15 protein-coding genes are annotated in these 19,355 nt (G+C 68.7%); 6 read left to right on the forward strand and 9 right to left on the reverse strand.

Annotated features, from left to right (window positions below):
* Positions 1 to 72: 72 nt before the first annotated feature.
* Positions 73 to 1,242, reverse strand: a complete 1,170-nt coding sequence (locus ASE48_RS24530; RefSeq protein ID WP_057169757.1) for an oxygenase MpaB family protein — start codon at positions 1,240 to 1,242, stop codon at positions 73 to 75.
* 126 nt (positions 1,243 to 1,368) lie between these two features.
* Between ASE48_RS24530 and ASE48_RS24535 the strand changes: the two genes are divergently transcribed.
* The gene (locus tag ASE48_RS24535) at positions 1,369 to 2,292 is read left to right on the forward strand and encodes a DUF5995 family protein (protein ID WP_057169758.1); all 924 of its coding nucleotides are present in this window, start codon (positions 1,369 to 1,371) and stop codon (positions 2,290 to 2,292) included.
* On the opposite strand, the gene ASE48_RS24540 is transcribed toward ASE48_RS24535, so the two are convergent.
* The gene (locus tag ASE48_RS24540) at positions 2,217 to 5,417 is read right to left on the reverse strand and encodes an ATP-binding protein (RefSeq protein WP_057169759.1); all 3,201 of its coding nucleotides are present in this window, start codon (positions 5,415 to 5,417) and stop codon (positions 2,217 to 2,219) included. The genes ASE48_RS24535 and ASE48_RS24540 overlap by 76 nt on opposite strands.
* 197 nt (positions 5,418 to 5,614) lie before the next feature.
* Here ASE48_RS24540 and ASE48_RS24545 point away from each other — a divergent pair, with 197 nt between their 5' ends.
* Positions 5,615 to 6,574: a hypothetical protein gene (locus ASE48_RS24545; protein WP_057169760.1), complete on the forward strand. Its 960-nt coding sequence runs from the start codon at positions 5,615 to 5,617 to the stop codon at positions 6,572 to 6,574.
* Here the strand turns inward: ASE48_RS24545 and ASE48_RS24550 are convergent.
* From ASE48_RS24550 to ASE48_RS24565, 4 genes are read right to left on the reverse strand one after another with little or no spacing between them, the layout of a single operon-like run.
* Positions 6,519 to 7,322 carry a transglutaminase-like domain-containing protein gene (locus ASE48_RS24550; RefSeq protein ID WP_057169761.1) on the reverse strand — a complete coding sequence of 268 codons (804 nt, stop codon included), beginning with the start codon at positions 7,320 to 7,322 and terminating at the stop codon, positions 6,519 to 6,521. The two genes, ASE48_RS24545 and ASE48_RS24550, sit on opposite strands and share 56 nt — an antisense overlap.
* Before the next feature lie 55 nt (positions 7,323 to 7,377).
* Positions 7,378 to 8,016 carry a TVP38/TMEM64 family protein gene (locus ASE48_RS24555; RefSeq protein WP_235571450.1) on the reverse strand — a complete coding sequence of 213 codons (639 nt, stop codon included), beginning with the start codon at positions 8,014 to 8,016 and terminating at the stop codon, positions 7,378 to 7,380.
* A 52-nt stretch (positions 8,017 to 8,068) separates the two neighbouring features.
* Positions 8,069 to 9,481, reverse strand: a complete 1,413-nt coding sequence (locus ASE48_RS24560; protein ID WP_057169763.1) for an NCS2 family permease — start codon at positions 9,479 to 9,481, stop codon at positions 8,069 to 8,071.
* Positions 9,478 to 11,829 carry an AAA family ATPase gene (locus ASE48_RS24565; protein WP_057170014.1) on the reverse strand — a complete coding sequence of 784 codons (2,352 nt, stop codon included), beginning with the start codon at positions 11,827 to 11,829 and terminating at the stop codon, positions 9,478 to 9,480. The genes ASE48_RS24560 and ASE48_RS24565 overlap by 4 nt, the downstream gene beginning before the upstream one ends.
* A gap of 218 nt (positions 11,830 to 12,047) precedes the next feature.
* On the opposite strand from ASE48_RS24565, the gene ASE48_RS24570 reads away from it, so the two are divergent.
* Positions 12,048 to 13,817, forward strand: a complete 1,770-nt coding sequence (locus tag ASE48_RS24570) for a hypothetical protein (RefSeq protein ID WP_057169764.1) — start codon at positions 12,048 to 12,050, stop codon at positions 13,815 to 13,817.
* Positions 13,818 to 13,821: 4 nt separating this feature from the next.
* Here the strand turns inward: ASE48_RS24570 and ASE48_RS24575 are convergent, their stop codons facing one another.
* Positions 13,822 to 14,244: a hypothetical protein gene (locus ASE48_RS24575; RefSeq protein ID WP_057169765.1), complete on the reverse strand. Its 423-nt coding sequence runs from the start codon at positions 14,242 to 14,244 to the stop codon at positions 13,822 to 13,824.
* The gene (locus ASE48_RS24580; protein ID WP_057169766.1) at positions 14,244 to 14,984 is read right to left on the reverse strand and encodes an SDR family NAD(P)-dependent oxidoreductase; all 741 of its coding nucleotides are present in this window, start codon (positions 14,982 to 14,984) and stop codon (positions 14,244 to 14,246) included. Before ASE48_RS24580 ends, ASE48_RS24575 begins: the two co-directional genes overlap by 1 nt.
* Positions 14,985 to 15,049: 65 nt before the next feature.
* On the opposite strand from ASE48_RS24580, the gene ASE48_RS24585 reads away from it, so the two are divergent.
* Genes ASE48_RS24585 through ASE48_RS24595 form a run of 3 tightly spaced genes read left to right on the forward strand, consistent with a single transcriptional unit; the run spans position 15,050 to position 18,225 of the window.
* The gene (locus ASE48_RS24585; protein WP_082614396.1) at positions 15,050 to 15,583 is read left to right on the forward strand and encodes a hypothetical protein; all 534 of its coding nucleotides are present in this window, start codon (positions 15,050 to 15,052) and stop codon (positions 15,581 to 15,583) included.
* A 27-nt stretch (positions 15,584 to 15,610) separates the two neighbouring features.
* A complete protein-coding gene (locus tag ASE48_RS24590) occupies positions 15,611 to 16,684 on the forward strand; it encodes an NAD(P)H-dependent amine dehydrogenase family protein (RefSeq protein ID WP_268766326.1) in 1,074 nt (357 codons plus the stop codon).
* The gene (locus tag ASE48_RS24595; RefSeq protein WP_057169767.1) at positions 16,684 to 18,225 is read left to right on the forward strand and encodes an acetolactate synthase large subunit; all 1,542 of its coding nucleotides are present in this window, start codon (positions 16,684 to 16,686) and stop codon (positions 18,223 to 18,225) included. The genes ASE48_RS24590 and ASE48_RS24595 overlap by 1 nt, the downstream gene beginning before the upstream one ends.
* Here the strand turns inward: ASE48_RS24595 and ASE48_RS24600 are convergent.
* Positions 18,222 to 19,331 (reverse strand): SAM-dependent methyltransferase, encoded by a 1,110-nt coding sequence (locus tag ASE48_RS24600; RefSeq protein ID WP_057169768.1) that lies wholly within the window; start codon positions 19,329 to 19,331, stop codon positions 18,222 to 18,224. The genes ASE48_RS24595 and ASE48_RS24600 overlap by 4 nt on opposite strands.
* Positions 19,332 to 19,355: the final 24 nt, after the last annotated feature.

Below are 19,355 nucleotides of genomic sequence, written 5' to 3' on the forward strand. Positions count from 1 at the left end.
ATCATGTTTAGAGGTACTTGATTTTTACCAGATTCGCGCTTCCGATGGCAGGACAGCCTGCCCTCACCAACGCTACGGAGACAGTTCCCAGCGCCGCGCCAGCCGGTCGGGGATGTCGAACGGCGCCGATTTGCCGCGCGTCTGGACCGTGTAGATCTGCCGCAGCAGATCGATCCCGAACGGGCGGGCGAGTGTGGACATGAGGTGATAGCGCGCCAGCTCGCGCTCGCGCCGGCGCAGCACATGGCTGAGAAACCAGTCGACTGCCCGGGCGAAGAAACTCAATTGATCGAAGGTGTCGGATTTCGGAACCTTCAGCAGATCCGCGGTGTCCTCACCGATCAGATGGCGCACCAGCCCGGGAATGGTGTCGTCGAATTGATATCCCGGGGTCAATTCGTCCAACAGTTTCAGCAGCGCCCCGGTGAGCGCCACTCCTTCGTCGGATTTCCGGAATTGCCGGCGTTCGATGGCCCCGATCAAGGCCGTCGCCTCCTCGGCGTCGGCGGCGAGCAAATCTTCGCGGACGCCGAGCAGATGGCCGACCACATTCCACAAATGCACATAACCTTCGATATCGCCTTTGCTCAGGCGGACACCGAGGCGGCGCAGGGGTTCGATGACCACGCAGGAGAAGGCCAGCAATGTGCCGGCCAGATCCTCCTGGTTGAGCGGGGTTCCCCATTCCGGCTTCCAGAGTTCGGGTTGTGTCTCGCTGCGCGTCGCGATCAGCTGCCGCACCGCGGCGTGCATCAGCCGAACCCGCTGAATTGTTCTGCGACCCTTACCATTCGGCCCGAAACCGCCGTCGGAGAGCACGTCGAACAGGAACTGTCCGGTCTCCAGGATGCGTCGTTGCGGATCGGTGTCCAGGCGGGCCGTCAGATGCAGTACCTGCACCCCGTTGGCGGCAGCGTAGGACGACGGGAGGGACGCGCAGTACAGGCACAGTGCGATGTAGATGCCCCACTTCTCGAATACTTGCTGGCCGCGCTCGATCTTGTCCTGATCGGCCCACGCGGGAAGCTCCAGCGTCTGGGCCAGGTACGCCTTGAGCTCTTCCGGCAACTCTTGGGGCACTTGCTGATCGGCGCGCACCAGGGTGTGCATGGCCGCGTTCACCTCGTCGATCCCGCCGCGCCGGAGCACCTGCGCCACAGCGATATCGGCGACCGGGTCACCGATATCGCGCATGCTGTCCAGAAAGTCGTCCGTCCACCGTGCCTCTGCTGCCCCCGCCATCGGCTCAGCCTGACACATAAGCGAATTGGTTGCCGGGGTTGTCGCACCATGTGATGATCTCGACGGGAGATCTTCTCGACGACGGGCCGCCGGCTGTCGTATCGCGTTCACGGGGGAACCACACGCATGACTTCACAGCCGCAGGCCGTACTCGCGCCACTGCCGCAGGCCGACACCATCGACGACGTTCTGCGCAATATCGACACGGTGCTGGAATGGTCGATCGCGGTCGGCAGCAAAATCGGCTATTTCGCCGTCCTCTACAAGCGGGTGACGCTGGGAATCCGGGAAGCCATCATCGCCGGAGAATTCGACGACGGCCCCCGCATGGAACGAATGGACGTCGAGTTCGCGAGGCGCTATTTCGACGCGCTCAACACCTATTTCCATCCGGTCGACACACGCGGACCCACCCTGCCGTGGGAGGTCGCATTCGTCGGCGACAAGAACGATCGCGCGACCATGCTGCAGCACATGCTGGCCGGTCTGAACGCCCACATCACCTTCGACCTGGCCCCGGCCACCCTGATGGCCGCCCCAGGGCAGGCGCTGAGCCCGCTGGAAGCCGACTTCAATCGCGTGAACGCCCTGCTGTGCTCGCAGATCCCGGGGATGCTGGACAAGGTCGAGACGGTCTCCCCGGCGGTCATCTGGATGCGCAGACTGGTGCCCAGCGAGGTCCTGATCCTGCAGTACATGCTGACCAAACTGCGCCGGTCGGCCTGGCTGTCGGCCGTCTACGCCGCGATGAATCCGGACCGGGTCAAGGAGCAGGAGGTCAACCAGGCGGCCTGGACGGCCGCGATCGGAGCCTGGTACCTGGACCCGCCGGCATCGGCGTTGGGCACCTTCCCCCGGCTGGTGAAGGCCGTCCAGCGCCGGGAGCGACCCGATGTGGCCGGAAACATCGAGGTGCTGCTGAGCGGCGCGGGGACGCCGGCCGCGATCGACGAGCGCTACCTGCCGAAGCGCGGTCAACCGATCGCGGGGTCCAGTATCTTCCGGGCCAGGAACAGTTCCGGCAGCTCGGCGCCGGCCGGGAAGGCCTGAACCGCCGCTGCGAGGTCGGCGCGGCGGTCCCGCGCACCGCGGGCGACGAGATCGAGCAGGCAGCGCAGCTCAAACAGCGCCGCGCCCTGCCGGTGTGCCAACGCCAGTGCGGCCTCGATCGCTGCCAGCCGGGACGATTCGTCGGGCAGACAGTGCGCCCGGATCCGGATCAGTTCCGCGTCGTAGAAGTTCATCTCGGTCCGGGCGGTGTGCGCGAGCGCGGCGTCCAGACGCTGCCGGGCCGCATCCGCCGCGCCCGCGGCCAGCAACAGGCGCGCGATCAGTGCATCGTGGAACGTCAAGTAGGCGTTGAGATTCAGCTGACGCGCACCGTCGACGAGCTGGGAGAGCTTGCGGGCGGCGTGGGACAGGGCTTCGGCGTCGGCCCCGTTCTGCAGGGCAGTCCGCCCTCGTATGTTGGCGTGCACGGTGGTGCTGACGAAGCGCCAGAAGTCCAGGCCGGCCGACGTACTCAGTTCGCGCAGCCGTCCGGACACCGCAGACGCCTCATCGAGACGGCCGAACTCCAGCTGAACCCAGATATCCATGTAGAAGGTGTGCACCCGGTTCTGGGCGTTCTGCGGGAAGCCCAGTTGCTCGCAGCGGCGCGATGATTCGGCGATCTCCTGCTCGGCGGTCGCGAGATCGCCGTTGACCATCGCCGTCAGCGCGAGGAACACGTGGGCCACCGACACCGGATCGACCGACACCCACCACGCACTGTTCAGCACGGCGGGATCGGCGTCGCGTCCCTTGATCAGCGCGTTTCCCAGATGCTTTCGGGCAGAGGTGAACTCGCCCTGCATCCACAGCACCGACCCCAAGGAGGAGTCGACGGCCGGATAGCTCCAGGGCCGGTCCGCGGTGAGCCGGTCCGACAGCGAATCGAGCAGATTGCGGGCACGGCGCAGTTCGGCGCGCGGCACGTAGTACCCGATGAGCGCCGAGAGCGTGTCGAAGAGTTCGTCGTCGTAACCGCCGTCGAGCGCCAGCGTCAGGCAGCGTTCGAAATCGGCCGGTCCGGTGCCGCTCCAGCTGCCCTCCATGGCACTTGCCAGGAAACCCCGCTCGAGGCGGACGGCGATCTCGGTGCGGTCCCGGTCCGGGCCCGGTGCGCAATGATCAGACTGCTCAACGGCATTCGACAACAGGATGGTGGCTTCCGGTAGCGCACCGCGGTTGCGCGCGGCGATCGAGGCCTGCCGGTAGGCGCGCACGGCGGCCTCGAACTGATGGGCCTGCGTGTAGTGACCGGCCACCACGGGCCAGTCCGGTTCCGCGCCGCTGACGACCGTGACCATGGCGTCCCCGGTGCGGGCGTGCAGGTCCTGGCGTCTATTGGGCGGCGCCAGTTCGTTGGCGACCTCGCGGATCAGTTCATGCCGGAATCGCCACCGGTGCTCATCGTCGAGGACGAACACCCCCGTCTGCGCGAGCGTGCCGACCACATCATCGACATCCAGCCCGTCAGCGCCGACAACCGATCGCAGCAGCGCCAGCTCCCCGCTGCGCCCGATCACCGCGGCGGCCTCGATGACGGGTACCGCGTCGGTGTGCGCGTGTAACTGAGCGGCCAAGGGGGAGTAGAGCACATCGGGGACCTGTGACGCGGGCGCGGCGATGTCGACGGCCGCCACCACGTGCTCCAGGTAGAACGGCACCCCGTCGCAGCGGGCCCGCACCCGGGACCGCTGGGCGGGCGACACCTCCGGGTTGAGGGTCCTGATCAACTCATCGGCCTCGTCGTCGGTCAACGGTCCGAGCTCCAGAAGCTCCACCGGCCAGTCGCTCTGCGGCCAGTCGCGGGGGCGCCCGGTGATCACCACCAGATGCCGGCCGACGGGCGAGGCCAACAGCGCGCCGACGATCTCGGCGGTCGACGGGTCGAACCAGTGCACGTCCTCGGCGAGGATCATGCCCGGCCGGTCACCCAGGCAGGCCTCGATGTAGTCGTGCACTCCTACGGCGATCATCTGGTACAGCGCCCGGCCCTCGACGGCGGCGCGGGTGTATCCGTATTGGGGACCCACCCCCAACACCGGTGCCAGCAACGGGACGGTCGTGCCCGGGTCCAGGCCTCGGCCGGCAACCTCGGCTTCCAGCAGCCGCAACCGCTCGACGCCGCTGGTCACATGGGTCACCCCGCAACGGCGTTCGAGTAGCCGCCGGACCGGGTGCAGGCCGGCGGCGCGGTGCAACGGTGACCCGCGCAGCTCGATCACCCGGCCGCCGGCCTCCTCGACCAGATCCGCGGTCGCCTGCGCGAGGCGGGTCTTGCCGATACCGGCCTCGCCGCGCAGGGCCACCCCGGCCGAACCGGACCGCGACCGCCGCACCGTGTTCCACACCTGTTGCAGGCGTGCCTGTTCGACGGCGCGACCCACCAGGGCGGGTTTTCTCACCGGCGTCGTGACCCGCTCGCCGACCACCTGGCGATAGGACACCGGATCGGCCACGCCCTTCACGTGGGCGGCGGGAAATCGCTTGAGCTCGAACGTGTTCGACACCAGCGTCGCGATCGCCTCGGACACCGCGACGGTCCCGGGCTGCGCCAGACCGGAGATCCGCTGCGTCAGGTTGACCGCGAAGCCGTACACATCGTCGGCCTTGGTGTCCAGGTAGACCAGCCCGCGGTGCGCACCGATGCGCGCATCCAACGTGACGCCGAACTTGCGCTCGGCCTGCGCGCTGAGCCGCTGCACCGCTCTGGTGATGTCCAGCGCGGCCGATACGCCGCGATGCGCATCGTCCTCCAGCGCCTTGGGGTGGCCGAACACGGCCAGCAGCCCATCGCCCTTCACCGAATCGATGCGGCCCTCGTAGTGGCCGATCAGCTTGATCACCTGGTTGCGATAGCTGATCATCAGGGTCCGGTAGGTTTCCGGCTCCACCCGGTCGGACAGCACCGTGGAGTCGACGAGGTCGATGAACAGCAGGGTCAGGCGGCGTAGCTCGCCGTGGTTGTCCCGCGCGGACAACAGGTCCTCGGCGTCCTGGTTGAAGCTGTCCACCGCGAGGATTCGATTCGCCAGCACCGTCGCGCCGCTCAGGTCACCCTGGTTGCTGGCCTGTATTGCCCGGTTCAGCAACTCATCGATGGATTCGCCGCTGAACTCTGCGTGCACCCGATCTCCTGACCCGATATCGGATCAAGAATAACCCTGACATGTGTCGTTGTCTCAACTGTATGACATTCGTGAAGTGCGGCACGTTCTCCCGGATGCAGGTACCCGGCTACTCGTGACTGTTTGCCAGGACACGGGCACAGTGCGAAAGACGGCATATTTGCCCGCCGTCACCCCCCGACCGTAGGAGGTCCGCGATGCTCAGCGTTGTCACCACCGTTGCCGTGGGCAGCCACCCGCTCGACCTGGCGGTCAGCCCGAGCGGATCCCACCTCTATGTGGCCAACGTGAACAGCTCGGACGTGTCCGTGGTGGACACCGACGCCGAGGCCACCACATCGACCATCGGTATCGACTCCGATCCGGCGTCGGTAGTGCTGCACCCCGGGGGATCGGTGGCCTATGTCGCGCGCAGCGGTGACGGCGTCATCTCAGTGATCGACGCCTCCGCCCGGACCGTCATCGCCGATATCGAGCAGCAACCCCGGCCACGGTCGTTGGCGATCAGCCCGTCCGGGCACCGGCTCTACGCGGTCTGCGATACCGCCAACCTGGTGGCGGTGTACGACACCACCACACTGCGGGTCGCCGCCACCGTGGCCGTCGGGTCCGCACCGCTGCGGGCCGTGGTCAACCGCGCGGGAAATCGGTTGTACGTGACCAACAATGGCTACTCGATGGGGTCCGACGGCACCGTCTCGGTCGTGGACACAGCCACCCACACCGTCATCGCCACCATCCCGGTGGGCAACGAACCCTGCGCGGTGGCGGTCAGTCCGGACGGGGGCACCGTGTACGTGGGTTCTGCGGGTGCGGGCCCCGGATCGGTGAGCATCATCGACACCACCACCCACGTCGTCACCGGCAGCGTCACGGTCGGAGAGGGGCCGCTGGGCATCGCCGTCAGCCCGGACGGGTCCACGGTGTACGTCGCCAACCGCTTCGACGGCACCGTCTCGGTCATCGACGCTGCCACCGCGATCGTCACCGCCACCGTCACGGTCGGGGGCGGGCCGTGCGGTATCGCGGTCAGCCCCGGCGGCGGCGCGGTCTACGTGACGACCGGCAGCCACAACACCGTTGCGGTGCTGGCCGATCCGGTCAGTGCAGTGTCGCCAATTCGGCCGGCGAATCCGATGGCAGCATCCCGTCGGTGACGGCACGGACATTGAGCAGGCTGAGGAAGATCGCTCCGTTGTGGTTGTCCAGGAAGGCAGTGTCGGCGGCGTCGCGTCCGGTGGCGATGCGCACCAGGCTGTCGCGCGGGGCCAGCAGCGTGGCGTCCACCACCCGCCACTGCCCGTCGACGAACGCTTCGGCGACAGCGTGGAAATCCATCGGGTACAACCCCGGTGCGTACACCGAGACCAGCCGGGCGGGGACCTTCACCGCGCGCAGCAGGGCGACCACCAGGTGGGCGTAGTCGCGGCACACGCCGGCCCCGGCCAGCATGGTGTCGACCGCGCCGTCGATCGGGTCGCTGGATCCCGGCACGTACTGCAGGCGCTGACCCACCCAGGAGGAGACGCGCTCCAGCAGGGTCGCCGAGTCGTTGAGCTGGCCGAATTCGGTTCCGGCAAAACCGAAGAGCTTGTCGGACTCCGCGTAGCGGCTGGGGCGCAGATACATCGACTGGTCGTATTCGGTGACCGGCGGCGGATCGGCATAACCGACGATGGTGGCCGAGTAGTCGACCCGGAGATGGCCGACCCCGGCATCGAATTTGTGGATGCGGTTGCCATGGGTACCGCTGATCTCCAGTGCCTCGATCGGCCGGCCGTCCAGGACGAAGCTCAGCGACTCGGTCACCTGGGCGCCGGGGTGCGGCGCCACCGCGATCTGGAATTCGAGGGTCGTCGGAGCATTGATTTCGACCTCGAGCTCGGCCGCGACGTCCCGTTGCATGCCCCGATCATGCGTGAGTCGCGGCGAACATGCGAACCGGGGTCCGTTCGGTGCGTTACTCGGCCGGGTCGGTGCGGCCGGCGCGCCAGGTCCGATAGCCGCGGTGGGCGGCGAACGCGCCGATGACGGCCGTCGCGCACCACACGGCGATGGCCACGTAGACCAACGGCGTGGACAGGTCACCCACCGACGCCCCGAGCGCGGTGTAGACGAACGCGCGCGGCGCCGAGCCGATGAAGGCCCCGATCATTATCTGCCACAACGGAACTCCGAAGGCTCCGAATGCGTAGGACGCCATCGCGTCGGAGATGCCCGGGACGAATTTCTGGCCCACCACCGCCCACAGCCCGCCCCGCGCGATCAGCGCGTCGATGCGCGCTGCCCGGTCCGCACCGAGCAGGGCGCGGGTGCTGTCCCGCCCGGCCCGGCGCCCGGCCAGGCCGGCGATCGTCGCGGTGCCGACCGTGGCGCCCAGCGTCACGAAGGTGCCCAGCACCGGGCCGAAGAGCAGCCCGCTGCCGGCGGCCAGCAACGGCCCGGGCACGAATACGCTGCCCAGGATCGCGGACACCAGCACATAGACCAGCGGGGCGGCCGGCCCGGTGGCGGCGACCGCATCGCGGATCGCCTCAAGGTCGAGAACGCGGGCGACACCGATCAGGTACCAGAGCCCCAGCAGGAACACGGCCAGCAACGCGAGCCGGACGATATGCGCTCGCCGGCCGGGCTTTACGTCGTCGACGACCTCACACCCCGATCAGGGAGTCCACCCAGCCGCGCGCGAAGTACAGCAGGAAGCCCGCCGCGACGACCCACAGCAGCGGGCTGACCTCACGGCCCTTTCCCGCCGCCGTCCGCACGACGGCCCAGGAGATGAAGCCGACACCGATACCGTTGGCGATCGAGTAGCTCAGCGGCATCACCGCGACGGTCAGCACCACCGGCAGCGCGATGGAGAAGTCGGCGAGGTCGATCTCCCGCAGATGCGAGGCCATCATGGCGCCGACGATGACCAGCGCGGCGGCGGCGACCTCGGTCGGGACGATGGCGGCCAGCGGCGTGAGAAACATTGCGGCCAGGAACAATCCGCCGGTGACCAGGCTGGCCAGCCCGGTACGTGCGCCTTCGCCGATACCGGCACCGGACTCGATGAACACCGTGTTCGACGATGCCGAGGCGGCACCACCGACCACCGCGCCGGCGCCCTCGACGACCAGCGCCGACTGCAGCCGCGGGAAGTTGCCGTGCTCATCGGCGACGCCGGCCTGCCGGGACAGACCGGTGAAGGTGCCCATGGCATCGAAGAAGTTGGTGAACACCAGGGTGAACACCAGCATCACCGCGGCCAGGATGCCGATGCGCCCGAAGCTGTCCAGGCTGAACGCACCGACCAGCGAGAGGTCGGGGACGGCGAACGGGGACCCGCTCAGCGTCGGCACCGACAGCCCCCACCCGCCGGGCTTCTCGGTGGCCGACCCCAGATGCCAGATGGCCTCGATGACGACGGCGACCACGGTGCCGGTGATCAGTCCGATCAGGATCCCCCCGCGCACCTTGCGGGCGACCAGGATGCCGGTGATCAACAGCGTGAAGACGAACACCACGGTGGGGATGCTGGTGACCGATCCCTCACCCTGACCGCCCAGGCCGACCGGCGGGGACGGACTGCCGGTGGAGGCCACGAACCCGGCGTCGACGAGGCCGATGAACAGGATGAACAAACCGATACCGGCCGTGATGGCGAGTTTCAGGGGCATCGGCACCGCATCGAAGATCAACCGGCGCAGTCCGGTGACCGCCAGCAGCACGATGATCACGCCGTTGATGACCACCAGCCCCATCGCCTCGGGCCAGGTCAGCGACCCGACCACCGAGGACGCCAGGAAGGAGTTGATGCCGAGGCCGGCCGCGAAGGCGAACGGCAGCCTGGCGACGACACCGAACAGGATGGTCATCACACCGGCGGCAAGCGATGTCACCGCCGAGACCTGGGTGAAGCCGAGTTGATCGCCCGCGACATCCGGCGAACCCGACAGGATGATCGGGTTCAGCACGATGATGTAGGCCATCGCGATGAAGGTGACGACACCGCCCCGCAACTCGGAGGCGATCGTCGATCCGCGTGCACTGATTTCGAAGAAGCGGTCCAGCCGGTTCACGGTTCGACCTTAAGGTGCCCCGCGGGGTGCGCGCGCGATGACCCACCCGAATTCACCCAGGCCAGGAACTCGTCGGCGGAGATCACCGGCTTACCCAGCTCGTGGGCCTTGCGGGCCTTGCCCGACTGGGTGCCGGCCTCCGCGGTGACCAGCACCTCGCAGCGGGTCTTTGTCACCGTCTTCACCGGCGCCAGCCCGGCCGCCTCGGCGAATCGCATCATCTGCTCACGTGACACCTCGCGTCCCGCGGTGTCCTGTGCGGTGCCGGTGAAACAGATGCGCGCTCCCGGCACCAGCACCGATCCGACATCGGTACCGGCCTGCGCGCATTCGACGGCGTCGTCCACGATCTCGATCTCGAGCAGTCGCTGCGCGGCACGCAACCGCGCCGCCACTTCTTCGGTGAGGCGGACCCGGCCCGCCGCCGCACGCAGCTGGTCGGCCACCGAATGCCGCGCCGCCGCGATCCACGGGGTGATCTCCAGGTCTTCGATGGGATGCCGTGCACCCAGCAGCGCGGGCCCGATCTGCCTGCTGACCGCCAGCAGCGCCGAGAGCGCGGGCAGTGCTGCGGCCGTCGGCGTCGGCACGGTGTGGCTGCGGGTGATCAGGTGCCCGGACAACGATTCCGGGGGATCGCCGAACGGTGACGAACCCGACGCGCTTGCCCCCGATTGGGTGAACGCGGCCAGCGTCGTCGTCGCGTGGTCCAGCGCGGTGCCATCGGTGCGCCGAACCGCGGAGCGCGGCAGGTCGACACCGAGGGGCATCACCGTCACCTGGCCGAGGCGTTTGAGCTCGAAGTCGATCAGGCCCAGCGTCTCGTCGATGCCGGCGCCCACCGGCGTGCAGCCGGTCAGCATCGGGGCGATGACACCCCAGGCCTCGGCAAGCGTGGGGGCGAGCAGGATGTCGGACACGCCGATCCCGTACGCCGTCCGGGCGTCGGCAAGATCGCGCTGCGGATTGACCAGGGTGGTCACCGCCGTGCCGTCCTCGAAGGCGACCGCCAGCTCCACCGGTCGCGGCCGGGACATCCGGCCCTCGTCGCCGACCGTCGATATCGCGATCGCGCAGAACCGGTGCGCGCCACCTTCTCCGCCCGCACCCCGCAGGAAGCGCGCGATCCGGCGGTCGGTCTTCAGATCCTTGGGCAGCACCGGACGCTTGAGCACCAGCCCGCTCATCGAGGTGCAGCGGCTGAGCGCGACGTAGAGCTGCCCGTAGGAGAACATGCCGCCGGTCAGATCGACGACCAGCCGGTCCAGCGTCTGGCCCTGGCTCTTGTGGATGGTGATCGCCCAGGCGAGCTTGAACGGCAGCTGGGTGAACGTGCCGCAGACCTCGTGGCGCAGCGAGCCGCCGTCCACGACCGGCCGGGTCGCCTCCCAGGTGTTGAGGCCGACCTCGGCGCGGCTGCCGTCGGTGAACTCGACGATGACGGCGGCCTCCTCGCCGGCCACCCGGGCGACCACCTTGCCCAGCGTGCCGTTGACCCAGCGGTCCGACTGGTCGTTGTTGAGCATCATGATCTGGGCGCCGACCTTGAACCGCAGGGTCTCGTCGGCGGGCGGGTCGAACAGGCTCAGGTCACCGGTCTGGCGGGCGTGATGCACGATCTCCTCGCCGGCCAGCCGCTCCAGCTGCTGACGGTTGCGCGCGGTCACCAGCCGGTTCGTCGGGGCCAGCGTCAGCCAGAACTCGTCATCTGGTGGCACGAATTCGGGGTCGGTGCGTGCGTTGAGCTGCTCCTGGGCGTGCCCGAGCAGCAGGCCCTCGCGGATCTCGTTGAGGATCGCGGTCATCCGGTCATCGCCGAGCTGGCGGAACACGGTCGTCAACGCCACCATCGGGAACTCGTCGCGGCGGAAGGTGTCGGCGGAGAAGAAGTAGGGGGTGGGGTAGCGGTCGGTGAAGAACCCGGCCTCGGCCTCGGTGACGACCGGGGGCAATTGGTAGAGGTCACCGACCAGGACTATCTGCACGCCGCCGAACGGGGCGCCCGGGTCGGGGCCGAACCGTTGCAATGCGGCGGCGATCTTGTCGAACAGGTCGGCGCGGACCATCGATGCCTCATCGATGATGAGGGTGTCCAGTGCCTTGAGCGTGCGGGCGAACCGGCCGGGGTAGTAACGGCCGGTGCTGATGTCGGTGAGGCTGGTGGTGCTGTTGAATCCGAACAGCCGGTGGATGGTGTAGCCCTCGACGTTGAGGGCCGCGATCCCGGTGGGTGCGACGACGACGCAGTTGCGATCGGTCTGGGCCATGAAGCGGCGGATCAGCGTCGACTTCCCGGTGCCCGCCTTGCCGGTGAGGAAAACGTGTCTGCCCTGGGCCAACAGGCCCATGGCATCGCGGAACTCGTCGGTCAGTACGAACTCGCGGGCGGGCACGCGACGATGGTGCCAGACCGTCCCGCGCCGGTGTGTAACGCTTCGGCGTCCACAGCGATGAACCATGCGAGACAGCTGCTGGGCCAAACAGGCCGGTGTCGGGGGAGATGACTGCGGATCGCAGTAGTGGCTGAGAATTTGCCCTGCTCCGGAAATCGAGGAGTCGAAGCACAATGGGTGCAGCGCGTGAGGAATTCCTGAGGCGAAGCATGGTGGCCGGTGTGGCCACGACCGTGGTGATGTCGCTGACCGCACTCACCGCCGGCGTGGCGCCGGCGGTCGCCGATCCGGAGATCGTCGCGACGACGACGGCGGAGGCTCCGCAGCAGTCGGGCGGCTCCGGTGGCGGCGAGGGACGCGGTGGTGGTCGCGGTGGCCAGCAGGAGTCGCCGTACGTCGAACCCGCCGTGACCCCGGAAGCGCCGGCGCAGACCCAGGCGCCCGTCGCCACGCAGGCACCGGCCACGCAGGCACCGGCCACGCAGGCACCCGCGGTCGCCCAGGAGCCGGTCGTCACACAGGCACCGGTCGGGGCGCCGCGCGTGACGGTCGCCCCCGAGACCGTGGCCCCCAAGCCCGAACCCAAACCGGAACCCACGCCCGAGCCCAAGCCGCAGCCCGCCGTCGAGCAACCGACGACGACCAGCACCAAGCGGCCCAGCACGCAGGTGACCACCTCCCCGGCGGCACCGTCTGCAGAGCCCGAGCCGTCGACCACCGCCCCGTCGACGGGGACGTCCGAGCCCAAGCCGGTCGAGCAGGAGGCGCTGAACACCAGCCCGTCGGGCGCAGCGCCCCGGTCCGGTGAGGCGACGCCGAGCGACCGGCCCACGACCGAGAGCTCGGCAGCGGCCGAACCGTCGGAGACCGAAGCCTCCGCAACGCAGGCCCCCGAAACCGAAGCCACCGAATCCGAAGCCATGGACACCGAATCGTCCGCGGCCGATGAACCCCAGGTCGAAAATGCCGCCAAGGTGATCGAGACGCTGAAGCCGGAGGTGCTCGACGCCCCGGTCGCGGACGTCCAGCTCGCCAGCAGCGCCAAGCCCGTCGAGGTGAACCCGGAGCCGGCCAAGCTCGAGGAGCTCGCGCAGCTGTCGTCGTTGGTCGGTGTCTCGAATGAGCGGGACCGCCTCGAGGAGGAGCGCCGCCAGCTGCGGGAGGACCAGCGCGAGTTGCGGGAGGACCAACGCGAACTGCGCGCCGAGCAGCGTGACTGGGACAACCGGGTGCGGCAGTGGAGCCCGGACTGGGTGCAGTACGACGAGTTCTACCGGCCGATGATCGTGAACCCCTACCGCGATCCGGTGCGAATCGTCTACGAATACGAGAACCGGCCGCGGGTCGTGACGATCCCGCCGCTGCAGCGGATGGTCATGTACGTCGCCGACCTCGCGGCCTACAGCTTCACCGCCGTCGTGCTCAACACCATCAACACCGTCGTGAGCACCGCGGTGGGGGTTGCGGTCGGAAGCTTCTTCGGTGGTGGCTTCATCCCGAACATCGCGAATATTGCGAACTTCACGCCGCCGCCTCCGCCGCCGCTGTTCCGCTACGACAATGTGCCGGTGCAGGTGCGCTACTCGGACGCGGTGTACGAGCCCTTCCGGGTGCAGCGCATCGTCGATGTCGGTGACGACGCCCGCTACGGCGAGCGCCGGGTGCTGCTCGACGGTGTGACACCGGCCTGGGGCGTCTGGAAGCAGAACGCCGTCGGCGAACGGCAATTCGAGGTGCACCGCACCCAGCAGTACCCGGGTCTGGACACCCCGCGCGAGGGCCCGCTGCCCGGGGACTACCGAATGACGCTCGCCTCCGACGAGGTGCCCGCGAGCACCGGCGGCGGCCAGACCACGTTGATCATCGCCGCGGTCGCCTGCGCGGTGCTCAGCCTGGGTGCCGTCGGGGCGGCCGCTCTGATGGGACGCCGCCGCCGGGTCTAGCGAGTCACGCGTGCACGTTGCGCAGGCCGACGGCACCGCGCAGGCCCGAGCAGTTCACGCACCCGACGCAGCCGACACAGTCGGTGCACGCCACGCACCCGATGCAGGCCCGGCATTTCTGGCAGGCCACGCATCCGATGCAGGCCACGCATCCGACCAGCGCGGCGCACAGCACCAGGAACGCGCTGCCCACCACGGCGAACCCGCCGGCCACCCCGGCACTGCCACCGGTACCGATCGACCCGGCGACGCCGGCGCTCTGCACGGTGGCAATGGACCCGGCCACCCCGGCGCTGCCGACGGTTCCGATCGAACCCGCCACCGCGGCGCTGCCGACGGTGCCGATGGAACCCTGGACCGCGATGCTGCCCACGGTCGCGACCGAGTCGGTGCCGACCGGGTCTGTCTCGGAGAGGATCTCGTTCATCAGTCGGCGCCCTTTCCGTTGTCGACGCGGTACACCGCGCCGTGGATCGCGGCTGCGTCATCGCTGGCCAGGAAAGCGATGGTCTTCGCGACATCGACCGGGTCCATCATTCCGCGCGGCGCGGCGATCCGCATGATCAGGTCCCAGTCGGCGTCCTCCGGCGCGGCGAACTCGGTGACCTGAGCGGTCAGCATCCCGCCCGGACACACCGCGTTGACCCGCAGCGTCTCCTTGGTGAACTCGACGGCCATCGCGCGGGTCAGCCCGATCAGTCCGTGTTTGGCGGCGCAGTAGCCGGCCGAATACACCTCGCCCTCCACTCCGGCCACCGAGGACACGTTGACGATGTTGCCGCCGGACTCCAGCAGATGCGGCAGCGCGGCCCGGCTCAGATAGAACGGCCCGTTGAGGTTGACCGCCAGATCGAGATCCCACTCGGCGTCGGTCACCGACGCGGTGCGCCGCATCTGGTGGAAGCCCGCCACATTGGCCAGCACATCGATGCGCCCGAACGCCGCGACACAGTCGGCCACGGCCTGCCGGCACGCATCGGCGGTGCCGATGTCATAGGACCCGAACCGGCCGCCCGGTACGTCGGCGAACACCTCGGCCATCCGGTCGCTGTCGCGGGCCACGCCGTAGACCGTTGCGCCGCGTTCGGCGAACAGCGTGGCCGTCGCCGCCCCGAGCCCCGCTGACGCGCCCGTCACCAATGCCACTTTTCCGTCCAATGAGGTCATGTTCGTGACTCTCTCACGGGGGCAAACCGCGGACGTGCCAGACGCGTCCTGCAATACTGCGAGGCGTGAACATACTTCGCGGGTTGTTCAGTGTCGTGCTGCTCGCCCTCGGCATGGTCGGGTTTGCCGCACCGGCCCAGGCGAACCCGCAGCAGGTGCTGGAGGGCAACTACACCTTCCACCAGGACGGACTGCCCACCGCCGTGTGGTCGATCTACCCGGTCTGCGTGCCCGTGGTGGGCGACCTGCGTGCCGAGATCCGCGACCCGGTCGCCTGCATCCTGCACGTCAGCTCCACCCCGACGGCGGTGGCCAAGGGCGGTGACGCCAAGCTCACCGGCGGACTGTGGACCTACAACGTGAACACCATGGACGGCTTGACCTGCCCGGACGGCGGCACGGCTCCGCTCTACGAGACGTTCAAGTTCGACACCATCACCATGACCGGCACCCGCACCATGTCGCACAACCAGGTGTGCGGGCTGCCGGCGACGCTGGACACCAAGCCGTTCTCCATCAGCTTCCGCGACCCGTTGCCCATCCCGGTCAACAAGTACCCGCTGGTCTGCGAGCCCGGCGGCCTGAAGCGCTGCTGGTAGCACGCCCGTTTCCGGGAAAGGAAGTACGTGACCAAACGCGTCGTGGTGTGGGGCACAGGTTTCGTCGGGACGATGGTGATCGCCGAGATCGTCAAACACCCGAACTTCGAACTCGTCGGCGTGGGGGTGAGCAACCCCGACAAGGTGGGCCGCGATGTCGGTGAGATCTGTTCTCTGGGTGCGCCGTTGGGGCTGACGGCCACCGATGACATCGACGCGCTGATCGCCCTGAAACCCGACGCGCTGGTGCACTACGGGCCGACGGCCGCCCAGGCCGACGCCAACATCGAACTGATCACCCGCTTCCTGCGGGCCGGTATCGATGTCAGCTCGACGGCGATGACACCGTGGGTGTGGCCGAAGATGCACCTGAATCCGCCGACCTGGATCCAGCCGGTCACCGACGCCTGCGAGGCCGGGGGAGCGTCCTGCTTCACCACCGGTATCGATCCCGGGTTCGCCAACGATCTGTTCCCGCTGACGCTGATGGGCCTGTGCTCCGAGGTGAAGACGGTGCGGGCGTCCGAGCTGCTCGACTACACCAATTACACCGGCGATTACGAGTTCGAGATGGGCATCGGCCGCCCACCCGAATACCGGCCGCTGCTGGAAAGTCCGGAAATCCTGATCATGGCCTGGGGCGCCACCGTCCCGATGATCGCGCACGCGGCCGGTATCACGCTCGACGAAATCACCACCAGCTGGGAGAAGTGGGTGACCCCGGAGGACCGCAAGTCCGCCAAGGGGGTCATCGAGGCGGGAAAGGTCGCCGCGGTCCGGTTCACCATCAACGGCCGGTGGGGCGGCGAGACCCGCATCCAGCTCGAGCATGTCAACCGGATCGGTCTCGACGCCGCCCCGGACTGGCCGACCGGCAATGACAACGACGTGTATCGCGTCGATATCGAAGGCACGCCCAGCATCTCGCAGGAGACCGCGTTCCGGTTCACCGACGGTTCCGGACGTGACGCCGCCGCCGCGGGCTGTCTGGCGACCGGATTGCGTGCGCTCAATGCGGTGCCCGCCGTGAACGATCTGCCGCCGGGCTGGGTGACGGCACTGGATCTGCCGCTCATCCCGGGTGCCGGCACGATTCGCTGATGACCACCGGCGCCGATACCGTCCTGCAGCGGCTCCTGGCGGGTGGCGTGTCGGTGTGCTTCGCCAACCCCGGCACGTCAGAGATGCATTTCGTTGCGGCACTTGATGACAGCCCGCAGATGCGCGCGGTGCTGTGCCCGTTCGAAGGGGTCGCCACCGGTGCGGCAGATGGTTATGCCCGCATCGCCGGCCGGCCCGCGGCCACCCTGCTGCACCTGGGTCCGGGACTGGCCAACGGGCTGGCGAACCTGCACAACGCCCGGCGCGCACACACCCCGGTGGTGAATGTGGTCGGTGACCACGCCACCCATCACGTCGAGTTCGACGCCCCGCTGGAATCCGATATCGAGGCGCTGGCCGGTTGGCCGGAAGGCCTGGTCTACCGGCCGCATTCGGCCACCGGGCTGGCTGCGTCCGTCGACGCGGCGATCGCCGGCGCGGTGGGTCCGCCGGGCCGGGTCGCGACGGTGATCCTGCCCGCCGACTACTCCTGGGGGCCCGCGGAACCGGGCGCGCCGTTGTCCGACCCGGCACCGGCCGATGCCGGTCCCGGTGGAATCGGCGTGCCGGCGGCAGCCGAGATGCTGCGCGAGTACGGAGCGAATACCGTTGTGCTGCTAGGTGGTTTGGCCACCACCGCCGAGGGCCTGACGGCCGCGGCCCGGGTCGCCGCCGCAACCGGGGCCCGGCCGCTGGTGGAGACCTTCCCGGCCCGGCTCGCGCGCGGACACGGGATCCCCGCCATCGAGCGGCTGGCATATCTGGCCGAGCAGGCCGAACAACAACTCACCGGCGCGACCCAACTCATCCTGGTCGGTACCCGCGCCCCGGTGGCGTTCTTCGCCTACCCGGGCCGGGCCAGCGGCCTGGTGCCCACCGGCGCACAGGTGCACACACTGGACCCCGCCGATCTCGGCGCGCTCGTCGCGCACCTCGGTGCGCCTGCGCTGCCGGCCTCCGAAGCGGTGCCGCCGGCGCTGCCGAAAGGCCCTCTCACCGTGGCGAACTGGGCCGAGGTGATCGGTGCTCTGCTGCCGGAGAACGCCATCATCTCCGATGAGGCCAACACCAGCGGTGTGCTGCTGCCGGCCGCGACCGCCGCGTCGCCCGCCCACGATCTGTTGACGCTGACCGGCGGTGCGATCGGGCAGGGTCTGCCGGTGGCCGTCGGTGCGGCGGTGGCCGCCCCGGACCGGCCGGTCATCGCGCTGCAGGCCGACGGCAGTGCGCTGTACACGATCTCGGCGTTGTGGACCATGGCGCGCGAACAACTCGACATCACCGTCGTCATCCTCAACAACCACGCCTACGCGATTCTGCAGCTGGAACTCGCTCGCGTCGGTGCTCTCAGTACCGGCGAGAAAGCCCGGTCCCTGCTGGATTTGAGCCGGCCCGATATCGACTTCGTCGCCATCGCCACCGGATTCGGGGTGCCCGCCACCCGGGCCACGACCGCCGAGGAACTCGCCGAGCAGTTCGGTGCGGCACTGGCCCAGCCGGGCCCGCACCTGATCGACGCCGCCGTTCCCGCCTGGGGCTAGCGTGGCGGCCGGGGCCGCTTGTGCAGCACCACCTGGGCCATCGGGATCTGCATCTCCTCCGGTGCGCCCGCCAGCCGCTCCGCTACTCCTGATGCGAGCGCATCGCAGAAGCGCGCACGCCGATCTGCCGCGCCCTTGACCATGGCGTCGTCGCCGTCATCGAGGGAACCTGCCAGCGTCTGGAACACCGCGGCGCGCAGGAACGAACTCCACTGCGCCCCGAAAGCCGTTGCGTCCTTGTCCTTCTGGTATTGCCGCCAGAACCGGTCCTCGGCATCGAACACCTCCAGGTGCTCGATGGTGAGCTGCTCCAGGCGCCCGGATGGGGCAAACGGGGTGGTGAAGTCGGCGGCCCGGCGCCCGCAGATCGGGATGCACATCCTGGTCAGTTCGTCGGCGGTGATTACCGCGCGCTGGACCAGTTCGGCGAGTTCGGCCATCAGCGCCGCGAACAGCGGACGGTAGCCGAATTCGCCGTTCTCGCCGACGGCCATCGTCATGACCACCGCACGCCCGCCGGGACACAGCTCGCGACCCCGGTAGGCGACGAACTCGTGCCAGTCGCGGGCGGCCTGCCGTTCATGGGCGGACCGGATCGTCTCGTCGGCGCTGTAGGCGGCGTGGATGTGGTCGGTGACCGGCGCCGGCAGCCGGCTCAGCCACAGCACCGACCACGCGGACCAGCCCAGACTCACCGTGTTGGACGGCACGATCTGGGTGTAGAACGACCGCCCGACGGCCGAGGAGAACGCGGCCTGGTCATGGCGCAGATAGCTGTCGGGATCCTCCCGCAGGGTGTTGAACAGCGCGCTGAAATCGTTCTCCGGCACATCGGTGTGCGTGACCAGCACCGACTGATCGGCCCGGGTCCGTTTCCGCAGCACCGAGATCGCCGCGTTGATCGGCAGCAGCGAATTGTGGCCGTTGGCGGCGCCGTAGTCGGCGATCACGATCGGCAACGGCGCCGGTGGGATGGGCACCGCCCCCGCGGCCTGCTCGAACAGCGCGATCGCCTGCTTCAGCCCGGCGGCCTGCAGCCGCGAACTCGCGCTGTAGTCGCCGCTGCCCACCGGCACCGGACGCACCACCACGCTTGATTCGGGCATGCCGTGAGGGTAGTCCCGTCTCGC

It is taken from the genome of Mycobacterium sp. Root265, from assembly GCF_001428895.1.
Lineage (GTDB): Bacteria > Actinomycetota > Actinomycetes > Mycobacteriales > Mycobacteriaceae > Mycobacterium.

What these genes read in the sequence shown, in the direction of transcription:
- ASE48_RS24530 (WP_057169757.1), bottom strand. Translation starts at nt 1,242, where the DNA reads ATGGCGGGGGCAGCAGAGGCACGGTGGACGGACGACTTTCTGGACAGC.
- ASE48_RS24535 (WP_057169758.1), top strand. Translation starts at nt 1,369, where the DNA reads ATGACTTCACAGCCGCAGGCCGTACTCGCGCCACTGCCGCAGGCCGAC.
- ASE48_RS24545 (WP_057169760.1), top strand. Translation starts at nt 5,615, where the DNA reads ATGCTCAGCGTTGTCACCACCGTTGCCGTGGGCAGCCACCCGCTCGAC.
- ASE48_RS24550 (WP_057169761.1), bottom strand. Translation starts at nt 7,322, where the DNA reads ATGCAACGGGACGTCGCGGCCGAGCTCGAGGTCGAAATCAATGCTCCG.
- ASE48_RS24565 (WP_057170014.1), bottom strand. Translation starts at nt 11,829, where the DNA reads ATGGGCCTGTTGGCCCAGGGCAGACACGTTTTCCTCACCGGCAAGGCG.
- ASE48_RS24570 (WP_057169764.1), top strand. Translation starts at nt 12,048, where the DNA reads ATGGGTGCAGCGCGTGAGGAATTCCTGAGGCGAAGCATGGTGGCCGGT.
- ASE48_RS24575 (WP_057169765.1), bottom strand. Translation starts at nt 14,244, where the DNA reads ATGAACGAGATCCTCTCCGAGACAGACCCGGTCGGCACCGACTCGGTC.
- ASE48_RS24580 (WP_057169766.1), bottom strand. Translation starts at nt 14,984, where the DNA reads ATGACCTCATTGGACGGAAAAGTGGCATTGGTGACGGGCGCGTCAGCG.
- ASE48_RS24595 (WP_057169767.1), top strand. Translation starts at nt 16,684, where the DNA reads ATGACCACCGGCGCCGATACCGTCCTGCAGCGGCTCCTGGCGGGTGGC.
- ASE48_RS24600 (WP_057169768.1), bottom strand. Translation starts at nt 19,331, where the DNA reads ATGCCCGAATCAAGCGTGGTGGTGCGTCCGGTGCCGGTGGGCAGCGGC.